At 53.1% G+C, this 20,890-nt stretch carries 18 protein-coding genes and 1 pseudogene; 12 read left to right on the top strand and 7 right to left on the bottom strand.

Annotated features, from left to right (window positions below):
- Positions 1–3: 3 nt before the first annotated feature.
- The 3 genes and pseudogenes from QFZ34_RS20485 to QFZ34_RS20475 form a co-directional block, all read right to left on the bottom strand.
- Entirely contained in the window at positions 4–1,383 is a 1,380-nt protein-coding gene (locus tag QFZ34_RS20485) for an aspartate aminotransferase family protein (RefSeq protein ID WP_307284877.1), read from the bottom strand.
- Positions 1,384–1,405: 22 nt separating this feature from the next.
- A pseudogene (locus tag QFZ34_RS20480) lies at positions 1,406–2,900 on the bottom strand (NAD-dependent succinate-semialdehyde dehydrogenase).
- 118 nt (positions 2,901–3,018) lie between these two features.
- Positions 3,019–3,516: an Lrp/AsnC family transcriptional regulator gene (locus QFZ34_RS20475; RefSeq protein WP_307284872.1), complete on the bottom strand. Its 498-nt coding sequence runs from the start codon at positions 3,514–3,516 to the stop codon at positions 3,019–3,021.
- Positions 3,517–3,600: 84 nt separating this feature from the next.
- Between QFZ34_RS20475 and ehuR the strand changes: the two genes are divergently transcribed.
- From ehuR to QFZ34_RS20420, 11 genes are all read left to right on the top strand, one after another.
- Positions 3,601–4,986, top strand: coding sequence for a MocR-like ectoine utilization transcription factor EhuR (gene ehuR, locus QFZ34_RS20470; RefSeq protein WP_307284869.1), 1,386 nt, complete (start codon positions 3,601–3,603; stop codon positions 4,984–4,986).
- Positions 4,987–5,111: 125 nt separating this feature from the next.
- Positions 5,112–5,909, top strand: coding sequence for an ectoine/hydroxyectoine ABC transporter ATP-binding protein EhuA (gene ehuA, locus QFZ34_RS20465; RefSeq protein WP_115053131.1), 798 nt, complete (start codon positions 5,112–5,114; stop codon positions 5,907–5,909).
- Between the two features lie 47 nt (positions 5,910–5,956).
- The gene (gene ehuB / locus QFZ34_RS20460; RefSeq protein ID WP_370878820.1) at positions 5,957–6,805 is read left to right on the top strand and encodes an ectoine/hydroxyectoine ABC transporter substrate-binding protein EhuB; all 849 of its coding nucleotides are present in this window, start codon (positions 5,957–5,959) and stop codon (positions 6,803–6,805) included.
- Positions 6,806–6,877: 72 nt separating this feature from the next.
- Positions 6,878–7,537 (top strand): ectoine/hydroxyectoine ABC transporter permease subunit EhuC, encoded by a 660-nt coding sequence (ehuC, locus tag QFZ34_RS20455; protein ID WP_307284864.1) that lies wholly within the window; start codon positions 6,878–6,880, stop codon positions 7,535–7,537.
- 9 nt (positions 7,538–7,546) lie between these two features.
- Positions 7,547–8,203, top strand: coding sequence for an ectoine/hydroxyectoine ABC transporter permease subunit EhuD (gene ehuD / locus QFZ34_RS20450; protein ID WP_115053133.1), 657 nt, complete (start codon positions 7,547–7,549; stop codon positions 8,201–8,203).
- Between the two features lie 11 nt (positions 8,204–8,214).
- A complete protein-coding gene (gene eutA / locus QFZ34_RS20445; protein WP_307284860.1) occupies positions 8,215–8,994 on the top strand; it encodes an ectoine utilization protein EutA in 780 nt (259 codons plus the stop codon).
- Positions 8,995–8,996: 2 nt separating this feature from the next.
- Positions 8,997–10,001: a hydroxyectoine utilization dehydratase EutB gene (eutB, locus tag QFZ34_RS20440; RefSeq protein ID WP_307284856.1), complete on the top strand. Its 1,005-nt coding sequence runs from the start codon at positions 8,997–8,999 to the stop codon at positions 9,999–10,001.
- Positions 9,989–10,981 (top strand): ectoine utilization protein EutC, encoded by a 993-nt coding sequence (gene eutC, locus QFZ34_RS20435; protein ID WP_307284853.1) that lies wholly within the window; start codon positions 9,989–9,991, stop codon positions 10,979–10,981. Before eutB ends, eutC begins: the two co-directional genes overlap by 13 nt.
- Before the next feature lie 34 nt (positions 10,982–11,015).
- Positions 11,016–12,197, top strand: coding sequence for an ectoine hydrolase DoeA (gene doeA, locus QFZ34_RS20430; RefSeq protein ID WP_307284850.1), 1,182 nt, complete (start codon positions 11,016–11,018; stop codon positions 12,195–12,197).
- Positions 12,198–12,204: 7 nt separating this feature from the next.
- Complete coding sequence (doeB, locus tag QFZ34_RS20425; protein ID WP_115053137.1) at positions 12,205–13,209, top strand: N(2)-acetyl-L-2,4-diaminobutanoate deacetylase DoeB; 1,005 nt, start codon at positions 12,205–12,207, stop codon at positions 13,207–13,209.
- 146 nt (positions 13,210–13,355) lie between these two features.
- On the top strand, positions 13,356–13,610 hold the full coding sequence (locus tag QFZ34_RS20420; RefSeq protein ID WP_008123031.1) for a GlsB/YeaQ/YmgE family stress response membrane protein: 255 nt from the start codon (positions 13,356–13,358) through the stop codon (positions 13,608–13,610).
- Between the two features lie 54 nt (positions 13,611–13,664).
- Here the strand turns inward: QFZ34_RS20420 and QFZ34_RS20415 are convergent, their stop codons facing one another.
- On the bottom strand, positions 13,665–16,751 hold the full coding sequence (locus tag QFZ34_RS20415; protein WP_307284843.1) for an efflux RND transporter permease subunit: 3,087 nt from the start codon (positions 16,749–16,751) through the stop codon (positions 13,665–13,667).
- Positions 16,748–17,965 carry an efflux RND transporter periplasmic adaptor subunit gene (locus tag QFZ34_RS20410; RefSeq protein WP_115053139.1) on the bottom strand — a complete coding sequence of 406 codons (1,218 nt, stop codon included), beginning with the start codon at positions 17,963–17,965 and terminating at the stop codon, positions 16,748–16,750. Before QFZ34_RS20410 ends, QFZ34_RS20415 begins: the two co-directional genes overlap by 4 nt.
- A 73-nt stretch (positions 17,966–18,038) precedes the next feature.
- On the opposite strand from QFZ34_RS20410, the gene QFZ34_RS20405 reads away from it, so the two are divergent.
- Complete coding sequence (locus tag QFZ34_RS20405; RefSeq protein ID WP_307284839.1) at positions 18,039–18,677, top strand: TetR/AcrR family transcriptional regulator; 639 nt, start codon at positions 18,039–18,041, stop codon at positions 18,675–18,677.
- Here QFZ34_RS20405 and tgt read toward each other — a convergent pair whose 3' ends face one another.
- Positions 18,678–19,811 (bottom strand): tRNA guanosine(34) transglycosylase Tgt, encoded by a 1,134-nt coding sequence (tgt, locus tag QFZ34_RS20400; RefSeq protein ID WP_307284836.1) that lies wholly within the window; start codon positions 19,809–19,811, stop codon positions 18,678–18,680.
- Positions 19,808–20,887 (bottom strand): tRNA preQ1(34) S-adenosylmethionine ribosyltransferase-isomerase QueA, encoded by a 1,080-nt coding sequence (gene queA, locus QFZ34_RS20395; RefSeq protein ID WP_307284833.1) that lies wholly within the window; start codon positions 20,885–20,887, stop codon positions 19,808–19,810. The genes tgt and queA overlap by 4 nt, the downstream gene beginning before the upstream one ends.
- Positions 20,888–20,890: the final 3 nt, after the last annotated feature.

The following is a 20,890-nucleotide window of genomic DNA, read 5'->3' as shown; positions in this document are numbered from 1 at the left end:
ACCTCAGAGCGTTTTTGCAATCGACTCGACCGCTTTGGCCGCGGCATTGACAACCGTGTCAGCCTCGTCCCGGGTCAAACATAATGGTGGTGCAAAGCCCAGAATATCGCCTTGCGGCATGGCCCGCCCAAGCACGCCAAGTTCAGCCAGAGCTGCCGCAATGCGTGGTCCGACTTTCAATGCAGGGTCAAAGAATTTCCTATCGTCTTTGTCAGCAACAAATTCTACGGCGGCGAGCATCCCGTCACCGCGCACTTCACCGACGATGGCATTCTCTGCCAAGGCTTCAGTCAACTGCTTGCGGAAATAAGCACCGGTTTCACCGGCATTTGTCACAAGATCGAGCTTGTCGATAAGTTCGAGATTGGCGATACCAGCCGCAGTGCAGATCGGATGTGCTGAATAGGTCCAACCATGCCCGATTGCACCAAGCATATCGGATCCCTTGACCAGTACCTGCCAAACCTTATCTGAAACGATGACGCCCGAGAGCGGTGCATATGCTGAGGTGAGCCCCTTCGCAATGGTGATCAGATCGGGCTTAATGCCATAATGATCCGATCCGAACATTGTACCCAAACGGCCAAATCCGGTAACCACTTCATCAGCTACGAGTAAAATGTCGTATTTGTTGAGTACGGCCTGAATTTTTTCCCAGTAACCTGCTGGCGGCGGGACAATGCCGCCTGTCCCAAGAATTGGCTCACCGATGAAGGCTGCGACTGTTTCCGGTCCTTCTGCAAGGATCATCTCTTCCAGCTTGTCGGCACAATGTTGCGAAAATTGCTCTTCGCTCATCGAACGATCTTCGCGGCGGAAGTAATAGGGTGCTTCCGTGTGGAGAATTGGCGCACGCGGCAGATCAAAGGCATTATGGAAAAGCTCAAGCCCTGTCATGCTGCCGGTCATGATTCCCGAGCCATGATAGCCACGCCAACGGGAAATGATTTTCTTCTTTTCAGGACGACCCAGAACATTGTTGTAGTACCAGATCAATTTGATGTTGGTTTCATTGGCGTCAGAGCCGGAAAGCCCGAAATAGACCCGGCTCATTCCTTCCGGCGCGCGATCAATGATCATCTTGGAAAGTGTTATTGATGCATCCGTGCCATGCCCGACATAGGCATGGTAATAAGCGAGCTCGTGAGCCTGTTTTGCAATGGCGTCGGCGATTTCGGTTCGGCCATAGCCAACATTGACGCAGTAAAGCCCCGCGAATGCATCAATACTGGTGCGACCGGTACTATCGGTAATATGAACGCCCTCACCGCTTTTGATAATACGCGTTGGTGTTTCACCGCGCGCATGAGCGCCCATATGAGTTGACGGGTGAAAGAAGTGGTCCCGATCCCAGGCGTTCAATTCGTTCGAGCGTTCAAGCATGGTACTATCCTGTTCTTCTAAATCAGTGAGTGTCGATGCAGAGATATTTTAGTTCTGTGAAAGCCTCGATTCCGTGCCGCGATCCTTCGCGCCCCAGCCCGGACTGTTTAATGCCCCCGAAGGGAATTGGCGCGCCGGTGATTTTCACCCGGTTTATCGCGACCATTCCATATTCGAGGCTACGGCCAAGACGCAGCATTCGTGCCCCATCCTTGGTCACGGCATAAGCAACCAAACCATATTCTGTATCGTTGGCGCGCTGAACGACCTCTTCTTCCGTATCAAATACGGCAAGAGCCGCCACAGGGCCCGAATGTCTCTTCGCGCATGATCAGTGCATCTTCTGGTACATTCAAAAGAAGCGTGGGCTCATAAAATAGTGCACCGGCGTCATGGCGCTTGCCGCCGACAGCGCATTTCGCGCCTCGTGCCACGGCATCCTCAACCTGCTCTTCAACCTTTTGAACGGCGCGTTGATGCATCAGAGGACCGATATCAACGCCCTCAGTCAGTCCTGGAGCGACCTTCAGCTTAGAAATCCGCATGGCAAATGCTGCGGCAAAAGCCGCATGTATTGGGCGCTCAACATAAATCCGGTTTGCAGCGAGACAATCCTGTCCCGAAGTGGCGAACTTTGCATCAATGGCGATGTCTACGGCGCGATCAATATCCGCATCGGCAAACACGATAAGCGGTGCATGACCGCCCAATTCCATCACGAGAGTTTTCATGGTTGGCGCACATTGCGCCGCGATAAGCCGGCCAATTTCTGTTGAACCAGTGAAGCTTAACGCCCGAACGCGCGGGTCTTTGCACATGCGCCCAACCACTGTTGCAGCGTCGCCTGTGACAATATTGAAAACGCCAGCAGGAATACCTGCACGATCAGCAAGCTCTGCCAGAGCAAGCGCCGAAAGCGGCGTTTCCGATGATGGATGCGCAACGACAGTACAACCAGCGGCCAAGGCGGCGGCTGCCTTTCGCGTCAGCATGGCTGATGGGAAGTTCCAGGGCGTAACAATCCCGACAACGCCAATTGCCTCGCGGCGAACAATCATCTCAGCGCCGGAAAGATGACTTGTTACATTCTCGGCGTTTAAGCGCTTGGCCTCTTCCGCATACCACTCGATAAAGGAGGCGGCATACTCGATTTCGCCACGCGATTCACTGAGCGGCTTGCCCTGCTCAAGGGTCATGATCAAAGCCAGATCATCCTTCGCAGCCAATATGAGTTCGTACCACTTCCGCAATCTTGCCGTTCGCTCTTGAGGGAGAAGCGCCCGCCAAGCCGGCCAAGCTCTCACGGCAGCATCAACGGCAATCGAAGTTTGATCCGCATTGAGCTTGGATACCCAGGCTATAGCAGCACCGGTCGCAGGGTCAGAAACTTCAAAGGTCTGTCCTGCGTCACCTGCAGTCCAATGGCCATCGACATAGGCCAGTTCGCGCAGCATGCGCCGGTCGGTCAGGCGATCAAGTGCGGCATGGCGATCTGGTCGTGCAAAGTGAGCGGACATTCAACTCTCCCGGAATTGTTCGGTGCAAGGGTCGCACAAATCGGAAGAGAGACAGCCTATATGAGACGCCGGGTTAAGAGAGATTGTCTTTATTTCGTAACACTGAAAGAGAGATTGACTAGCTATTATCCGCGTCGGTCAACAACTCAGCCACAGGCAATACCGCGTCATCTTTGACGGTCTTGGTCACGATATAGGTAAAATACCGGTCTATGCCGATTTCGCGTTGCAAAAGGTCATCCACCAGTCGCTGATATGCATCGATATCGCGAGTCATGACTTTGAGAACGTAGTCGACGCCTCCTCCGACCGACCAACAGGCAACCACTTCTGGCAGCGTTTTGATTGCGCGTTCAAACCGTTCGAAATCCGCTTGTTTGTGCGCACCCAGAGTAACTTCCATGAGCACGGTCGTAATGGGCGCGATAAGCCGCAACGCGATACGGGCATGATACCCTGTAATGACACCTGCCTTTTCCAGGCGGCGCAGACGTGTCCAGCAGGGTGTCGGAGATATTCCTACCCGTTCGGCCAGTGCAAGCTTGGTGATCCGGCCTTCCCGCTGGATTTCATCAAGGATGCGTATATCGATTGGATCTAGCTTGATTGAGGTCATGATACGCCCGTTGGATTCATGTTATAATCATGACGTTGTGATTTTTTGATTGTCAATTGCGCTGACTTCGATCACTTATAAATCATGACATTGTGGCAACCAGATCCAACAAGCCTTCGCCGTCCAGCCTATCTATCGCTGGCAGAACAGATTGCACGTGCTATCGCTGATGGCAAACTGGAAGGTGGCGCCCGTCTGCCAACGCATCGACGAATGGCCGATGATTTGCGACTTTCGGTACAGACTGTCAGTCGCGCCTATGAAGAATTGATTCGCCGCAATTTGATTTCGGGTGAAACCGGGCGTGGTACATTCGTCTGTCAAAACAGCCGTGAGCCGGATCCTCCCTATCTGCCGGAACGACTTGGCGAGGTTATCGATCTGTCCATCTTGAAGCCCATATGCGAGCCAATGCATTTGGAGCGCATGAAAAAAGCCCTGGCGTGGCTGTCGGAAACCCTGCCTCCAAGTTCGGCTTTATCATTCCGGCCAAATGTTGTTTTCCCGCGCCACCGTACCATCGCAATGGAATGGCTGCGCGCGTGCGGACTGGAGGTGGCGCCTGGGAATATCAGTGTAACAAACGGTGCGACTGCTGCCATGACGGTCGCCTTGATGAGCGCAGCGCCACCCGGTTCGAAGGTCGCGACGGAAGGGATAGGGCATCACACATTGACGCCGCTAGCCTCCTATCTTGGCCTTACGCTTGAAGGTCTTGCCATCGATGATCAGGGCATTATTCCGGAATCGCTCGACGAATGCTGCAGGGTCACCGGTATCCAAGCAGTTTTCGTTCAGCCCTCGGTTATCAATCCGACTGGGACACTGATGGGCCTGGAGCGGCGAAATGCTCTGGTGGCTATTGCCCGCAAGCATGACATCGCGATCATTGAGAGTGATGTGCTGGGCCCGCTTGTCGAGCATCGTCCGCCTCCCATCGCATCAATTGCGCCAGAGCGAACGCTCTATTTCACCAGTTTCACCAAGATCGTCATACCCGGCCTGCGGATCGGCTATTTGGTGGCACCTGATCGCTATGTCGCTGCTGTTGCCAACAGGCATCTTGTTTCAAACTGGATGGCGACACCAATTGTTGCAGAAATTGCGAGCCGATGGGTATCGGACGGCACGGCCATGGACTTGGTCAACTGGCAGCGTGAGGCGCTGCGGGCCAGACATTCCGTTGCTGCCGAAGTCTTAAGCGGCATTCCTTTCTTGTCACATCCGCAAAGCCTGCACATCTGGTTACCTCTAACTGGCGAGCGGACTGAAGAAGCTTTTGTGGCGCATGCAAGGCTGCAAGGAGTTGCCATCGCACCCGGCGCGTCCTTCCGCATCTCAAATTATCCGTGGCATCCGGCGGTACGGATCTCGCTCGGCTCAACAACTGAGCAGGAGCTGCGGTCCGGACTTGGTGTTGTTGCCAATCTTCTTCGTGGCGACCTTGAACATCTGCTCCTTGCAATTTGACCAAACTGCCTGATTTTTCATCACGATCAGTTAAATTGTCATGATTTAATTTTAACAATTGACATGATTTCATAAGTCTCCCATCGTTAGCGCATGAGGTTGTCTCAACCAGAAGGGAGACACGCATGCCACCATCCGCAGCCGCACCAATCATCGAGATTGACGGCATCAGTAAAAGTTTTGGTGCGTTCAAAGTTTTGAACGACCTGTCATTCAGTGTAGCACCGGGCGAAAAGCTCGCTCTCATTGGACCATCGGGCTCGGGAAAGACTACGATCCTGCGCATCCTCATGACGCTTGAGGGAATAGATTCCGGAACGATCCGCGTTGCCGGCGACAATCTTTATCAGATGGAGCGTAACGGAAAGCTGCAACCAGCGGATGACGCGCATCTTCACAAAATGCGCGAAAAGATTGGCATGGTCTTTCAGTTGTTCAATCTGTTTCCGCACAAATGCGTGCTCGATAATGTGACGTTAGCGCCCATGCTGACAAAGGGCGTCGCGAAAAAAGATGCCGAGCAGCACGCAATGGAATTGCTGGACATGGTTGGGCTTGCGGATAAGGCGAAATCCATGCCGTCGCAACTCTCCGGTGGCCAAAAACAGCGCGTCGCAATTGCCCGTGCTTTGGCCCTCCAACCGAAGATCATGTTGTTTGACGAAGTTACATCTGCCCTCGATCCAGAACTCGTGGAGGAAGTGCTGAACGTGCTTTGGCGTCTGTGCCGCGAAACAGACATGACAATGCTTCTCGTTACCCACGAGATGGGTTTTGCCCATGATTTTGCTGATCGCGTTCTGTTCTTTGATCGCGGTCGAATTGTCGAGGATGGCAAGCCCGACGAAATTTTCAGACATCCGAAGCAGGAAAGAACACAGGCCTTCCTGAAAAAGATCATCGCCGCAGGTCACCGCATCTAACAGGCCCTCGGCGATCCTACAAAAAAGAAAACCAAGGAGTTGGGAACATGATGAAACTACAAACGATCAGTGCATTGTTGGGAGCCGCAGCATTGTCTGCTCTGGTTTCTTCAATGCCGGCAAAGGCTGACGAAGCGCTCGACAAGTTGAAAGCGCAAGGTTTTGCCCGCATTGCAATTGCAAATGAACCGCCATTCACGGCCGTTAAGGCCGATGGCAGCGTATCGGGTGCCGGTCCGGATGTTGCTCGTGCGGTGTTCAAAAAGCTCGGCGTCAACGATGTCGTTGCTTCAATTTCCGAGTATGGCGCCATGATACCCGGTCTACAGGCTGGCCGTCATGATGTTGTTACTGCTGGTCTTTTCATGAAGCCAGAACGCTGCAATGCAGTGTCCTATTCGGAACCGATCCTTTGTGACGCCGAGGCATTCCTCGTTAAAAAGGGCAATCCAAAAGGCTTCAAGAGCTATGCGGATATTGCCAAGGATGAGAAAGCTACAATCGGCGCGCCGGGCGGCGGTACGGAAGAGCGCCTGGCTCTTGAAGCAGGGGTACCACGTGAGCGCGTTATTGTTGTGCCGGACGGCCAGAGCGGTTTGAAAATGCTGCAGGACGGTCGCATCGATACATATTCCCTGCCCGTTCTTTCAATCAATGATCTGGTCAAAAAGGCAAATGATCCGAACATCGAAGTCATTGCGCCGGTACAGGGTGCTCCTGTTTATTGCGATGGCGCAGCTTTCCGCAAGGGCGACACTGCTCTGCGTGATGAGTTTGACAAGGTTCTTGCCGAGATGAAGACATCTGGCGAATTTGCCAAAATCATAGAGCCATATGGTTTCTCGGCAGCGGCAGCCATCTCGACCAATCGCGAAAAGCTTTGCGCCGCCAAATAAGGCCGCAAGCAATGCCGCTTCGCTTAAAGGTGAAGCGGCTCTTTCCTTTACTCTTACAAAGGTGGCGAAGCGATGGGCCAATGGGCCGGCTATCTGCAACTTATCCTCGACGGCGCAATCGTCACCATCCAGCTGACGCTGATGGGCTCAGTGCTGGCATTGGTAATGGCATTTCTCGCCGGGCTTGGGAGATTATCTCGCATCGCTCCCGTTCGCTGGCTTGCGACGGCCTATATTGAATTTTTTCGTGGCACGTCGATTTTCGTACAATTATTCTGGGCCTATTTTGTGCTGCCGCTCTTTGGCTTTTCGCTCACGCCGTTGCAGGCGGGCGTGCTTGCGCTGGGCCTGAATGTAGGCGCTTACGGCGCAGAAGTGGTTCGCGGAGCAGTCAAGTCCATTGGTAAAGAGCAATACGAGGCTTGTATCGCGCTCAATCTGACACCCTGGCAGGGCCTGCGCAAAATCATCCTGCCGCAGGCATTCGTCCTGATGCTTCCGACATTTGGTAATAATGCCATTGAGCTTTTAAAAGCTTCAGCTGTCGTATCGCTCATATCGCTTTCGGATATGACATTTCAGGCCCAAGTCGTACGTGCGCAAACCGGCAATACACTCGTCCCGTTTCTGACGATCCTTGTGCTATACTTTCTTATCGCCAGCATCATCTCCCTCGCAATCCGTGGTCTCGAGCGTTACCTGACGCGCGGCCTAGACGGCATCAGGTCATAGGAGGCGAAAATGGAATGGGATTGGGCTTTCGTTGTTCAAATTCTTCCAACGCTGATCGAAGGCGTGAAAATTACCATTATTGCCACCCTGCTCGGGTCGGTCCTGGCCGCGATTGTTGGGCTTGTTATTGCCATTATACGCCGTTCCAGCAACCGGCTGATATCAATGCCAATGGGTTTTATTGCCGAGTTCATTCGCGGCACGCCATTGCTGGTGCAGCTCTACTTCATTTTCTACGTGTTGCCGGACCTCGGGGTTACGCTTTCGCCGCTCGTCGCAGGTGTCATCGGGCTCGGGCTGCATTACGGTACATACACGGCTGAAGTGTACCGCGCTGGCATTGATAATGTGGCGCGCGGCCAATGGGAGGCGGCAAAGGCATGCAATCTTAGCCCTTTCCAGACATGGACCCAGATTATCATGCCGCAGGCATTGCCGCCGATGATCCCGGCTTTGGCTAACTATTTCATCGCCATGTTCAAGGAAACCCCGCTGCTTTCAGCGATCACGGTACTTGAGTTGATGAACCAGGCTCGCAGCATCGCCAACTACAATTACAGATATATTGAACCGATCACGATGGTTGGTGCGTTCTTCCTCGTCATTAGTGTCGTTTCTGTAATCGGGCTGCGTTGGCTGGAACGCCGATATGGCAAGATCGATTGAGGAGTACAAAGATGGACTCGTTCCCGACTATTCGCCAGACGGACTTGCATCTTGATTTTGATGATCGGCCTTTATCAAAGCGCGTCGGCCTCCTCATTCTTGCCACCGATCACACGACCGAGCCGGACTTTCAGCGTATGGTGGCCAGCAGCAATATTGGCCTTTATACGTCACGCATTCCCTATGCCAATCCAACCACACCTGAAAATCTGCGGCGTATGCTTCGTCCGATGAGCGAAGGCGCATGGATGATCCTGCCCGACGAAGAGCTTGATGCAATCTGTTATTCCTGCACATCAGCCTCTGTGGTCATTGGCGATGATGAAATTGAGCATGCCATTCGGCAGGCCAAACCGAACGTGCCTGTGGTTACGCCCACATTGGCCGCCGTTAAGGCATTGGAGGCGTTCGATGCGAAAAGGATCAGCATTCTTACGCCTTACACGCTTGAGACCAGCACTCCAATGGCGAGCTATTTCAGCAACAAGGGCTTTGAGATTGCGAATTTCAGCTGCTTTGGACTGGATGATGACCGGGAGATGGCAAGGATCAGCACAAAGTCATTGATCTTGGCTGCACGCGAAACAATCGCCAGCGATGCGGATGCCCTGTTCATATCTTGTACTGCCGTTCGCGCAGCAATTGTGGCGGCAGAAATCGAACAGGCGATTGGCAAGCCAGTTGTGACCAGTAATCTTGCAACCGCATGGGCAACTCTGCGTATATGCGGTGATCACTCGTTTAAGCCTGAACACGGCAGCCTGATGGCTCAGCCCATGGCAAGCTGGTGAAAATGGCTTCAAACCTCGTCAGCATAAACGATATTGAACGGGCGCATGATGCCATTGCGGCTAAAGTCGTGCGAACACCTACAGTTCAATCCGCATATCTTACTCAACAGCTGGGCGTCCCCGTCTGGCTGAAACTTGAACATCGGCAAACAACCGGTAGCTTCAAATTACGCGGCGCGACCAATGCATTGAGCCAGCTTTCCGAGGCTGAAAAGCGGCGCGGCGTTGTTGCTGCGTCAACAGGAAATCATGGTCGCGCACTTGCCTATGCTGCAAGGCTGGAAGGCATGCGAGCCGTAATCTGCATGTCCCGTCTCGTTCCCCAGAACAAGGTTGATGAAATTCGCCGCCTTGGTGCCGAGATACATATTGTCGGAAAATCGCAGGATGACGCTCAAGAGGAAGTCGAGCGCCTGGTTCTTCAAGACGGTTTGGCGATGGTGCCGCCTTTCGACAATGCACATGTCATTGCAGGACAAGGCACGCTCGGACTGGAGATGGCCGAAGACGTTCCAAATATTCACACGGTCTTTGTTCCTCTGTCAGGTGGCGGGCTGGCCTCCGGCGTTGCCTGTGCGATCAAGTCGAAGCAGCCGAATGCAAAAGTCATTGGTGTTTCCATGCAGAATGGCGCGGCTATGCACGCAAGTTTGAAAGCAGGCAGACCCGTGCTCGTTGAGGAAAGCGCTAGTCTGGCGGATTCGCTCGGTGGTGGTATCGGCCTCGATAATCGTTTCACCTTCGCAATGGCTCGTGACCTTCTTGATGATGTAATTTTACTGACCGAGCCGGAAATCGCAGCGGGCATGCGTCATGCCTATCAACATGAGCGCGAGGTGATAGAGGGTGCCGCTGCTGTCGGTATTGGCGCGTTGCTTTCAGGCAAAGTGCGCGCGGACGGGCCAATCATTGTCATTTTATCCGGACGCAACGTCGATATGAATCAGCACAAGAGTGTCATCTGCGCTGATCAGTCCAGTGGAAGAGCAGAACAATGCCACGCATGATCATTCTGACAGAAGCAGAACTACGCAAAATCATCTGGTTGAATCTTGACGCTGTCGCCTGCGTTGAAAATGCTTTTGAGGCACTCGCAACCAAAGCAGTGGCCATGCCGCCTATTTTGCGCCTCGATATTCCCGAACATCGGGGCGAAGTTGATGTCAAAACCGCCTATGTGCCGGGCATTGATAGTTTTGCAATAAAGATCAGCCCCGGTTTCTTTGACAATCCAAAACTTGGTTTGCCGAGCGTCAATGGAATGATGGTTTTGCTGAGCAGTAAAACCGGACTGGTAGAAGCATTGCTTCTCGATAATGGCTATTTGACCGATATTCGTACCGCCGCTGCCGGTGCAGTGGCAGCCAAGCATTTGTCGCGCCCCGATTCTACCGTCGCGACGATTTTCGGTGCGGGTGTGCAGGCACTGTTACAGTTAAAGGCGCTCACTCTCGTTCGGCCTATCGAGAAGGCATGTTTCTGGGCAAGAGATTACGCCAAGGCCGAACAGATTGCCGATAGCGCAAGCAAAGAATTTGGTTTTCCGGTTAAAGCGATTGCCGATCCGGAACAAGCGGCGGCTCTTGCGGACATTATTGTCACGACTACCCCCTCCTCCGATCCCCTTCTGCAAGCTGCCTGGCTACGTGCCGGGCAACACGTCACCGCCATGGGGTCAGACGCCGAACATAAGAACGAGCTGGCTCCCGACATCATAACCAAGGCTGATCTCTACATTGCTGACAGTCTCAAGCAGACCCGTATTTTGGGCGAACTCCATCACGCAATCAAAGCCGGCTTAGTAGATCCAGACGCTGCATATGGTGAGCTCGGGGCAGTCATTGCTGGTTCCGCAAAAGGCCGCGCCTCACCGTCCCAAATCACATTGGCTGACCTGACGGGCACGGGCGTGCAGGACACAGCCATCGCCACGCTGGCACGGGAACGCGCAGCCCACGCAAATGCTGGAACCAGTTTCGAAAGTTGATAAGGGGCTTTTGCCCAAGCATGAGGAAATAGAAATGACCGGACCTAACCTGAAGTTTACGAGGCAGGAGTTTGCCGATCGATTGAAGAAGACACGCGCTGCAATGCAGGCACGCGGAATCGATCTTTTGATCTGCAGCGATCCATCCAATATGGCGTGGCTCACCGGATATGATGGCTGGTCGTTTTACGTTCATCAGGCTGTCCTTGTGCCGCCTGAAGGAGAGCCTGTCTGGTATGGTCGCGGGCAGGATGCGAATGGCGCCAAACGCACAGCCTATCTGAACCATGACAACATCATTGGTTATGCGGACCACTACGTTCAGTCAACAGAACGCCATCCCATGGACTTCCTGTCGCAAATTATTGAGGAGCGCGGTTGGGACAAGCTCACTATCGGCGTCGAGATGGACAATTACTGGTTTTCCGCCGCGGCCTATGGCTCGTTGCAAAAACATCTGCCCAATGCCCGTTTCGTCGACGGAACCGCATTGGTGAACTGGCAGCGCGCAGTCAAAAGTCCCACCGAAATTGATTATATGCGCAAGGCTGGGCGTATTGTCGAACTGATGCATCAACGTATCGTCGATAAGATCGAGCCCGGAATGCGTAAATGCGATCTGGTGGCAGAGATTTACGATGCTGGAATTCGTGGAACGCCAGAGTTTGGCGGCGACTATCCCGCCATTGTGCCTTTGCTTCCTTCCGGTGCGGATGCTTCCGCACCCCACCTCACCTGGGATGACAAGCCAATGAAGCTTGGCGAAGGGACATTCTTTGAGATTGCAGGTTGCTACAACCGTTATCACGTACCGCTTTCCCGCACAGTGTTTCTCGGCAAGCCGACACAGGAGTTCCTGGATGCGGAAAAAGCCACGCTCGAAGGTATGGAGGCAGGTCTTGCGGCAGCGAAACCCGGTAATACATGCGAAGACATTGCCAACGGCTTCTTTGGTGTCTTGAAGAAATACGGAATCGTAAAAGACAATCGTACCGGCTATCCAATCGGTATTTCCTATCCACCGGATTGGGGCGAACGCACCATGAGCCTGCGTCCCGGCGATAAGACGGTGCTTGAACCGGGTATGACATTTCACTTCATGACCGGACTTTGGCTGGAGACGATGGGGCTTGAGATCACCGAGAGCATTTTGATCACCGATACCGGCGTTGAATGTCTCGCCAACTTCCCGCGCAAGCTTATCGTCAAAAACTGAGGCTACGATGCAGTTACAGACACTTCGGCCCTCACCTGTCACGCCCACCATTGATCTCGACAAGCAGGGTGTACAGCATGGTTTCTTGAGATTGCCTTATAGCCGCGACGACTCTGCGTGGGGATCTGTAATGATCCCGATAGCGGTTCTGCGTAATGGAGATGGACCGACGGCACTTCTAACGGGCGGCAATCACGGCGACGAGTATGAAGGTCCGATAGCCCTGTTCGATCTTGCCCGGACACTCGACATCAACACCATCAATGGCACCGTCATCATTGTGCCCGCGATGAACTATCCGGCATTTCAGGCGGGCACGCGGACATCGCCCATCGATAAAGGCAATATGAACCGAAGCTATCCCGGGAAGCCGGATGGCACGGTAACGCAGAAGATCGCCGACTACTTCACGCGGGAGTTGCTCCCGCGTGCGGATGTGGTCCTGGATTTTCATTCAGGCGGCAAGACGCTTGATTTCGTGCCTTTCGCTGCGGCTCATATTCTGCCTGACAAGGTCCAGGAGGCCAAAGGCTTTGATGCGGTCAAGGCATTTTCCGCCCCATGGTCCATGCGGATGTTGGAGATCGATGCCGTCGGAATGTATGACACGACCGTGGAAGAAATGGGCAAGGTGTTTGTCACCACTGAACTTGGTGGTGGGGGCACGGCTCGCGCCGAAACGGTGGCGATAGCAAAGCGTGGCGCAGCAAATGTTCTTCGGCATGCGGGGATTTTGCACGGCGCAATTGAACATCGTGAGACCCGTTGGCTCGACATGCCATCTGGAAACTGCTTCTCATTTGCCGAGGATGCAGGCCTCATAGAAACCATGGTCGATCTTGGCGAAGCAGTTCAGGAAGGGCAATTGATTGCTCAAATCTATCCGATTGGCCGCACTGGTGCTGCTCCTGCGGAAATAAGAGCTAGAATAACCGGCGTTCTTGCGGCTCGACACTTCCCAGGCTTGGTCAAACCGGGTGATTGTGTAGCTGTCGTTGGAACTGTTGACTAAGCAGCGGTTTTGGCTCGATCAAGTTTCGTTATCCAAAAGCACGGGCTGAGCGTAAACTTCGTCTTGATGATTCTCTTGCCGATTATGGATTGAGGAATCCAGGCCTGCGAACCATCGTGGTGAAACCGGTTATTGGAGAACTTGATATGGGCGGAGAAGGTCTTCTCGTATTTCTACTGGTTGGACTGATTGCTGGCTGGCTAGCCAGCATGCTGGTTCGCGGCGGTGGCTTTGGCCTCGTCGGCGATCTTGTCGTCGGCGTGATCGGCGCTTTTATTGCAGGGTTCTTGTTTCCAAGGCTCGGCATCTCGTTGGGTGCGGGCATAATCGGACAGATTATCGCTGCAGCAATTGGCGCGATTATCCTGCTTGTAATCATCCGCGCCGTTAAACGCGCCTGATTACTGTACCGTAAAAAAGGCCTCCGGATCGATCTGGTCCGGAGGCCTTTTTGTTTATTGGTTTACTCTGCCGTAGTGGCCCGCCGCAGTGGGCTCAGGGTCGGCGGCCTCTGATTTCAAATCCTTTCTGGAAATGAAGGTGTAGAACATCGGCACCACAAACAGTGTGAAGATCGTTCCGACCAAAATACCGGAGAAGATTACCAGACCGATGGAGTAACGAGCGGCTGCACCTGCGCCTGTTGCCGTGATCAATGGGATAACGCCCAAGGCCATAGCTGCAGTTGTCATCAGGATCGGGCGAAGACGTGTCTTTGCCGCCAGAATAATCGCGTCATGTCGCGAAATTCCATGAAGCTCACGTTGCTGATTGGCAAACTCCACCATCAAAATACCATGCTTGGTAATCAGCCCGACGAGCGTGATCAGTCCAACCTGTGTATAGATGTTCAGCGTGCCCAGCCCGAGATTCAGCGGTACGATAGCACCAAAGATCGACAGGGGAACCGACATCATGATGATGAACGGATCACGGAAGCTTTCGAACTGCGCCGCAAGCACGAGATAGATAACCACCACAGCCAAAGCAAATGCGATGAGGATTGTGCTTCCCTGTTCGATTTCAAGACGAGACTGGCCTGAATAATCCATGAAGAACCCATCCGGCATCAATGGACGTGCAGTATCGATAACCGTTTGCAGGCCCTGACCGGTCGTCACGCCAGGCAGTGGCAATGCCGAGATGGTCGCGGAATTGAGCTGGTTGAACTGCTCGATAGCCGCTGGCGATGCATTCTCGCTGATTTTCACAACCGCAGACAGAGGAACCATTGTTCCCGATGCACTCCTGACGAAGTACTGTCCCAGTTTATCCGGATTGGACCGGAAATCCTGCGGGACCTGCGGATAGATATCATAGCTGTTGGAGTCGCGATCAAACTTCGACACTTTCGGCTCACCAACCAGCAAACCGAGCGTCTGACCTATCTCGCTGACGGGAACGCCCAAGGCCGAAGCCCTGTCACGGTCGATCGTGATCGTGACTTGAGGTGCGTTGAATGACAGCGAGTTCTGGACGATAATGAACTGACCAGACGCCTGCGCCTTGTTCTTGATCTCTTCGGCAACTTCAAAGACCTTGTCAGCCGGTCCCGTTGACTGAATGACCACCGAGATAGGCAAGCCACCGCCTGTACCCGGAAGCGTTGGTGGTGAGAAGATGAATGCCTCCGCGCCGGCTATAGGCGAAATACGGCCTTGCAACTCTTCCTGCAATTGCTTCTGCGACTTGTCACGATCAGACCAGTCCTTGAACACCCAGATCGCAAATGCCGAATTTGTCGTTCCCAATCCAAGAATATTGAAGCGGGCTTTTAGCTCCGGCAAATCTTTGGTCAGATTGTCGATCTGATCGGCATAAAGCTTCGTATAAGCAGAGGTAGCATATTGCGGAGCGTTGACGATTGAGAACAGAGCGCCGGAATCTTCTTCCGGAGCCAGTTCAGAAGACGTCTTGGTGAAGAGGAAGCCGGTCAAAGCAACAAGTGCGATAACAATAAACAATGTTACCGGGCGGAAGCCCAGCGACCCGGCAACGCGCCGTTCATATGCACCTTCAAGCCAGCCAAAAGCACCATCGACGATCCGCTGGAACCGACTATGGTTGCCGCCGCGAAGCAGGAGAGCGCACATCATTGGAGATACGGTCAGAGCGGCCACACCGGAGATGATAACCGAGCCTGCGAGCGTAAACGCAAATTCGCGGAACAATGAACCCGTAAGACCACCCGTAAAGCCTAGCGGTGCGAACACAGCGGCAAGCGTTACAGTCATAGCGATGATAGGGCCGGTAATTTCCTTCATACCGCGCAATGCGGCATCGACTGGTTTCAGCCCCTCTTCGATATGGCGATGAATATTCTCCAAAACGACAATCGCGTCATCCACCACCAGCCCGATCGCAAGAACCATCGCCAGAAGCGATAGAAGATTGATCGAATAGCCTAGCAGGAAAAGGAAAAAGCACACACCGACAAGCGAGATCGGGATAGTTACGACCGGAATAATAACCGACCGGAACGAGCCGAGGAACAGCAAGATAACCGCGACAACGATCAGCACCGCTTCAACAACAGTCTTCAACACTTCTTCGATGGACGAGCTGATTTGCTCAGTAGCATCATAAAGCATGGTGATTGTCATGCCTTCTGGAAGCGACTGTTGAATCGACGGAAGTTCTTCTCGAACAGCGGCGGTCATATCAATCGGATTGGCCGCCGGTGTCGGGAAAATGCCCAGGAATGTACCGCTGGAACCATTGAAGGTCACGACTGTGTCTTTGCTTACCGCACCCAATTCCACGCGCGCAACGTCACGCAGACGCACGATATTGTCGCCTTCGGATTTGATCGGCATCGCGCCGAATGCTTCAGGCGTCTGCAATGTTGTCTTCAGGGTAATTGGTGAAGCGACATAAAGGTTCTTCACCTTGCCCGGAGCTGACAGGAAGTTTGACTGATTGATCGCAGTCAGAACTTCCGTTGCGGTTGTCCCGCGTGCTGCAAGCTTGATCGGATCGATCCAGACACGCATCGAGAATACCTGACCACCAAGAATCTGAGCGTCTGCAACACCTTGAATCGTCGACATGCGCGGTTGAATAACGCGTTCGAGATATTCGGTAATCTGCTCACTGCTCATATTGGGGTTCTGCACGGCGAGATACATCGTCGCGAAGTCCTGACCAGTTCCCTTGGTAATGATCGGATCATCGGATTCCGTTGGCAGATCGCCGCGAACCTGATTGACCTTGGAGATAACTTCGGTCAACGCAGCATCGGGGTCAGCGCCAAGCTTCATCTGTACAGTAACTTTACTGGACGATGGCGACGAGGACGAGGTCACATAGTCGATGTTTTCAGTCGTCGTTACCGCTTTTGCGATAGGCGACGAAATAAAGCCCTGCATCAGATCCGCGCTCGCGCCCGGATAGGCTGTTGAAATGGTGATAACCGTTTCCTCGACCTTCGGGTATTCGCGAACGGACAAGTTCACGAGACCCTGGGCGCCAAGCAGAATGATCATCAATGCTACAACCGTCGAGAGGACTGGACGGCGAATGAATATCTCGGAAAAATTCATTTCTTTGGCAGTCCTGCGTCGGTTGTATTGGCTGGGTTAACGGAGTTGTCGATCTTCACCGCAGCGCCGGGGCTCAAGCGGTTTTGACCTGCGGTTACAACTATATCGCCCTTTTTCAGGCCCTTGGTGACTTCAACCACCAATCCAGAGCGACGGCCGGGCGTAACGAAGACCTGAGATACGACGAGCTTTTCTTCTTTCTTCTCGCCCTCAGCCGGCTTTGCTGCGTCTGCAGGTTTTGCTTCGTCAGACTTTGCAGCGTCTGCAGGAGCCGTGCCTTCAGCTGGCTTTTCTGGAGCAGGACGAACAACAAACACATAGTCGCCATACAAGCTGGAAACGAGCGCTGTCTGAGGCAAGGTCACAACGTTCTCTTCCTTGGGAAGCGTTACGCGAACCTGAGCAAACTGGCCGGGACGAAGCTTGCCGGACGAGTTTTCAACCTTGGCACGTACAGATACAAGCCGGGTCGATGGGTCGATACGTGGTTCAATAGCGGTAATTACGCCATCGAAGCTTTCGTCATTGTCTGTCAGATTGAGCTTGATCGGTTGATCAATGTTGATCGAGGCAAGCGACTGTTCCGGCACAGTAAAATCAACACGCATTGTGTTAAGATCCTGCAACGAAACAACGACTGTGCCTGGCGACAAATACTGACCAAGTTCGATACGGGGGATACCAACCGTACCCTTGAATGGAGCTTTGATGAGCTTTTGATCAAGTACGGCCTGCAACTTGGCGATTTCTGCCTTCTTGGCCAAGGAGGCCGACTGGGCTTCATCTACGCTCGAAACCGCACCGACGCCGCGTGTATTCAGCGTACGTGCGCGCTCCAGCGTCTGGTCAGCCAGAACATCCTGTGCCTTCGCAGCAACGATATCCGCCTTTTCGATGGCATCATCGAGTTGCAACAGAGCTTCACCCTTCTCGATCATCTGGTTGGCTTTGAAAGGAATATCCTTGACGATACCAGCCACCTCTACGGCCAACTCGACGCCCTGAATGGCGCTAACTGTACCAATTGCTTCGATATTGGGCGTCCACACGCCAGGCTCAACCGTATAAGTTGATACGGGAGCGGCTGGCTGCTGCATGGTTGCGAAGAAATCTTTGATAGCCTTGTCCCGGAACAGATTGAATCCAACCAATCCAACACCGAGCAATACGACCAGGATCAGAACGATCACGGGGACTATGTAGCGCTTAATCATGGGGGAAACCGCTCCGAAACAAAACAATGGCCAGCAAAATTTCTGCCAGCCTGTCATATGACATTAACGTGGTGTGGACTTGATTGCCACATGTAATGTACTGTACCGTCTGGACGGTATTGTCAATATCAGTTGGCAGGTTGACTACAACGAAAGTTTTAGAATGAAGGCGGACACGCTCTCCACGAAAGATAAAATTCTCCAGGCAGCAGCCGAAATAACTATGGAGATCGGGCCGGTTAATCTTTCGCTTGATGCGGTTGCACGCAGAGCGGGACTTTCAAAAGGAGGGCTTCTTTATACGTTCCCGACCAAGGCAAAACTGCTGGAAGCCCTTGTTGAACAACATATGGCTGAGTTTGACGAATCACTGAAGAAAGAGGAAGCAGCCAGGAATCACGGAAGGAATAGCGTCATTCTTGCTTGTATTGCGGTTTTCAGGGCGCAATTTATCTGCAACGAAAAAGAGCCATCGGGCATTCTGGCGGCGATTGCCAATGACCCGACATTCCTTGATCCGATCCGTCGTTATAATAAGCAGCTATTTCAACGTATTCGTGAAAATTCAGACGATCCGACGCTTGCACTGATGGCATTTCTGACCATTGAAGGCATGCGCAGCCTCAAACTCTTTGAGATGGAGGGTTTAAGCCATGATGAGCAGATCGCAACAATCGATCGTTTAAAACTGCTCTTTCAATCAGCAGATTAATCAAACAACAGGAATGTCGCCAGTCGCCCAGGCAGCCTGTGTTTCACCGACAAAATCATCAAATCGTGTTGCTTCAATTGCACTACGCACGCCCTGCATGAGTTGCTGGTAATAGGCAAGATTATTCCATGTCAGCAACATTCCACCGAGCGCTTCACCTGATTTGACGAGATGGTGAAGGTAGGCGCGGCTATAATCCCGTGCTGCCGGGCACGTCGACTCTTCGTCAAGCGGACGGGGGTCATCCGCGTGGCGCGCATTGCGCAGATTGACTTTACCTCGCCGGGTAAAGGCCAGCCCGTGCCGCCCTGCCCTGGTTGGCATTACGCAATCGAACATATCAATACCGCGCGCAACAGACTTTAAAATATCATCAGGCGTACCAACACCCATCAGGTAGCGGGGCTTTTCTGATGGCAGCTCGGGGCAAGTCACGTCCAGCATATCGAGCATGACTTCCTGCGGTTCGCCAACCGCCAATCCGCCAACTGCATAGCCCTTCAAGTCCATAGATTTGAGAGCTTGCGCCGAGCGAATACGCAGATCCGGTACGTCACCACCTTGCACAATGCCAAACATTGCCTTTCCCGGCTGAGTACCAAACGCAATTTTGCATCGTTCTGCCCAACGCAACGAAAGCTCCATGGCGCGTTGAATATCTTTTGGCGTGGAAGGCAGCGCAACGCACTCATCCAATTGCATCTGAATATCTGAATCCAGCAATCCTTGAATTTCAATCGAGCGCTCAGGTGTCATTTCATAGGCGCGGCCATCTATATGTGACCGGAAGGTAACGCCCTTCTCGTCAAGCTTGCGCAGTTGCGCCAGCGACATAACCTGAAAACCGCCGGAATCAGTGAGAATGGGACCGGGCCAACGAGCGAAATCATGAAGCCCGCCGAGTTTGGCGACACGTTCCGCGCCCGGACGCAGCATCAAATGATAGGTATTGCCCAGAATAATATCGGCGCCGAGATCCCGCACCTGATCCATATACATGGCTTTGACAGTTCCCGCCGTACCAACAGGCATGAAGGCAGGTGTACGAACGGTACCGCGCGGCATGGTGATTTCACCACGCCGGGCTTTGCCGTCAGTTGCTATCAATTTGAATTCAAAGTTTTCGCTTGTCATGATGCCGATCGCCATAACAGGCTTGCGTCACCATAGGAATAGAAGCGATAGCGGTTTTTGATCGCATAGTCATAAGCGGCATGCATGCGTTCAAACCCGCTGAATGCCGAAACAAGCATGAACAGGGTCGAGCGCGGCAGGTGAAAATTGGTCATCAGCATGTCCACTGCACGAAACTGATAGCCGGGGGTAATGAATATGTCGGTCGGCCCGGACCAAGCCTTTATGGTACCGTCAACATCCGTCGCACTTTCAAGCAAGCGTAATGATGTCGTGCCAACAGCAACAATACGCCCGCCCCGCGCTCTTACGGCATTCAATGTCTCTGCAGTTGCCGCATCGACCGTGCCAATCTCTGCATGCATCTTATGATCGGCCGTGTCATCGGCTTTAACCGGCAGAAAAGTCCCCGCGCCAACATGCAAAGTGACAAAATGTTCTTCAATCCCGCGCGTTTTCAGTTCCGCCAGCAACTCCGGGGTAAAATGCAGTCCGGCAGTCGGGGCAGCAACAGCGCCTTCTTCACGGGCATAAACAGTCTGGTAGTCTGCCTGGTCCCGCTCATCTTCCGCGCGTTTGGAGGCAATATAAGGCGGCAAGGGAATGTGCCCCACCGCGGCAATGGCTTGATCAAGATCGGGGCCACTGAAATCAAACACGAGCAATGCTTCGCCAGCATCACCTTTTTCGGCGACAGTCGCTTGTAACGAACCGAGCAGGCAGGCATTATTGCCATGTCCGAAATCGATACGCTCGCCTTGCTTGATGCGCTTTGCCGGTCGCAGAAAGGCCTTCCAGCGATCAGGCCCGACCCGCATATGCAGCGTCGCGCTTATTTGTGCTTTCACACCCTCCCGTTCACGAAACCCTTCAAGTTGAGCGGGTATCACTTTGGTATCATTGAATACCAGAGCATCGCCTTCCCGAAGAAAATCCCCAAGGTTGCGCACGCTGCTGTCCTGAAATTCGGAACCATCATTCTTCACAAGCAAAAGCCGCGCTGAATCGCGCGGCTCTACTGGTCTCAATGCAATGTTGTCTTCCGGCAGGTCGAAATCGAAAAGATCAACACGCATGAT

This window comes from Phyllobacterium ifriqiyense (assembly GCF_030817885.1).
GTDB lineage: Bacteria > Pseudomonadota > Alphaproteobacteria > Rhizobiales > Rhizobiaceae > Phyllobacterium > Phyllobacterium ifriqiyense.
Note: the sequence above shows the minus strand (reverse complement) of the source record. Positions and strands in the feature narration are given on the sequence as shown.

What these genes read in the sequence shown, in the direction of transcription:
- QFZ34_RS20485 (WP_307284877.1), bottom strand. Translation starts at nt 1,383, where the DNA reads ATGCTTGAACGCTCGAACGAATTGAACGCCTGGGATCGGGACCACTTC.
- QFZ34_RS20475 (WP_307284872.1), bottom strand. Translation starts at nt 3,516, where the DNA reads ATGACCTCAATCAAGCTAGATCCAATCGATATACGCATCCTTGATGAA.
- ehuR (WP_307284869.1), top strand. Translation starts at nt 3,601, where the DNA reads ATGACATTGTGGCAACCAGATCCAACAAGCCTTCGCCGTCCAGCCTAT.
- ehuA (WP_115053131.1), top strand. Translation starts at nt 5,112, where the DNA reads ATGCCACCATCCGCAGCCGCACCAATCATCGAGATTGACGGCATCAGT.
- ehuB (WP_370878820.1), top strand. Translation starts at nt 5,957, where the DNA reads ATGATGAAACTACAAACGATCAGTGCATTGTTGGGAGCCGCAGCATTG.
- ehuC (WP_307284864.1), top strand. Translation starts at nt 6,878, where the DNA reads ATGGGCCAATGGGCCGGCTATCTGCAACTTATCCTCGACGGCGCAATC.
- ehuD (WP_115053133.1), top strand. Translation starts at nt 7,547, where the DNA reads ATGGAATGGGATTGGGCTTTCGTTGTTCAAATTCTTCCAACGCTGATC.
- eutA (WP_307284860.1), top strand. Translation starts at nt 8,215, where the DNA reads ATGGACTCGTTCCCGACTATTCGCCAGACGGACTTGCATCTTGATTTT.
- eutB (WP_307284856.1), top strand. Translation starts at nt 8,997, where the DNA reads ATGGCTTCAAACCTCGTCAGCATAAACGATATTGAACGGGCGCATGAT.
- eutC (WP_307284853.1), top strand. Translation starts at nt 9,989, where the DNA reads ATGCCACGCATGATCATTCTGACAGAAGCAGAACTACGCAAAATCATC.
- doeA (WP_307284850.1), top strand. Translation starts at nt 11,016, where the DNA reads ATGACCGGACCTAACCTGAAGTTTACGAGGCAGGAGTTTGCCGATCGA.
- doeB (WP_115053137.1), top strand. Translation starts at nt 12,205, where the DNA reads ATGCAGTTACAGACACTTCGGCCCTCACCTGTCACGCCCACCATTGAT.
- QFZ34_RS20420 (WP_008123031.1), top strand. Translation starts at nt 13,356, where the DNA reads ATGGGCGGAGAAGGTCTTCTCGTATTTCTACTGGTTGGACTGATTGCT.
- QFZ34_RS20415 (WP_307284843.1), bottom strand. Translation starts at nt 16,751, where the DNA reads ATGAATTTTTCCGAGATATTCATTCGCCGTCCAGTCCTCTCGACGGTT.
- QFZ34_RS20410 (WP_115053139.1), bottom strand. Translation starts at nt 17,965, where the DNA reads ATGATTAAGCGCTACATAGTCCCCGTGATCGTTCTGATCCTGGTCGTA.
- tgt (WP_307284836.1), bottom strand. Translation starts at nt 19,811, where the DNA reads ATGACAAGCGAAAACTTTGAATTCAAATTGATAGCAACTGACGGCAAA.
- queA (WP_307284833.1), bottom strand. Translation starts at nt 20,887, where the DNA reads ATGCGTGTTGATCTTTTCGATTTCGACCTGCCGGAAGACAACATTGCA.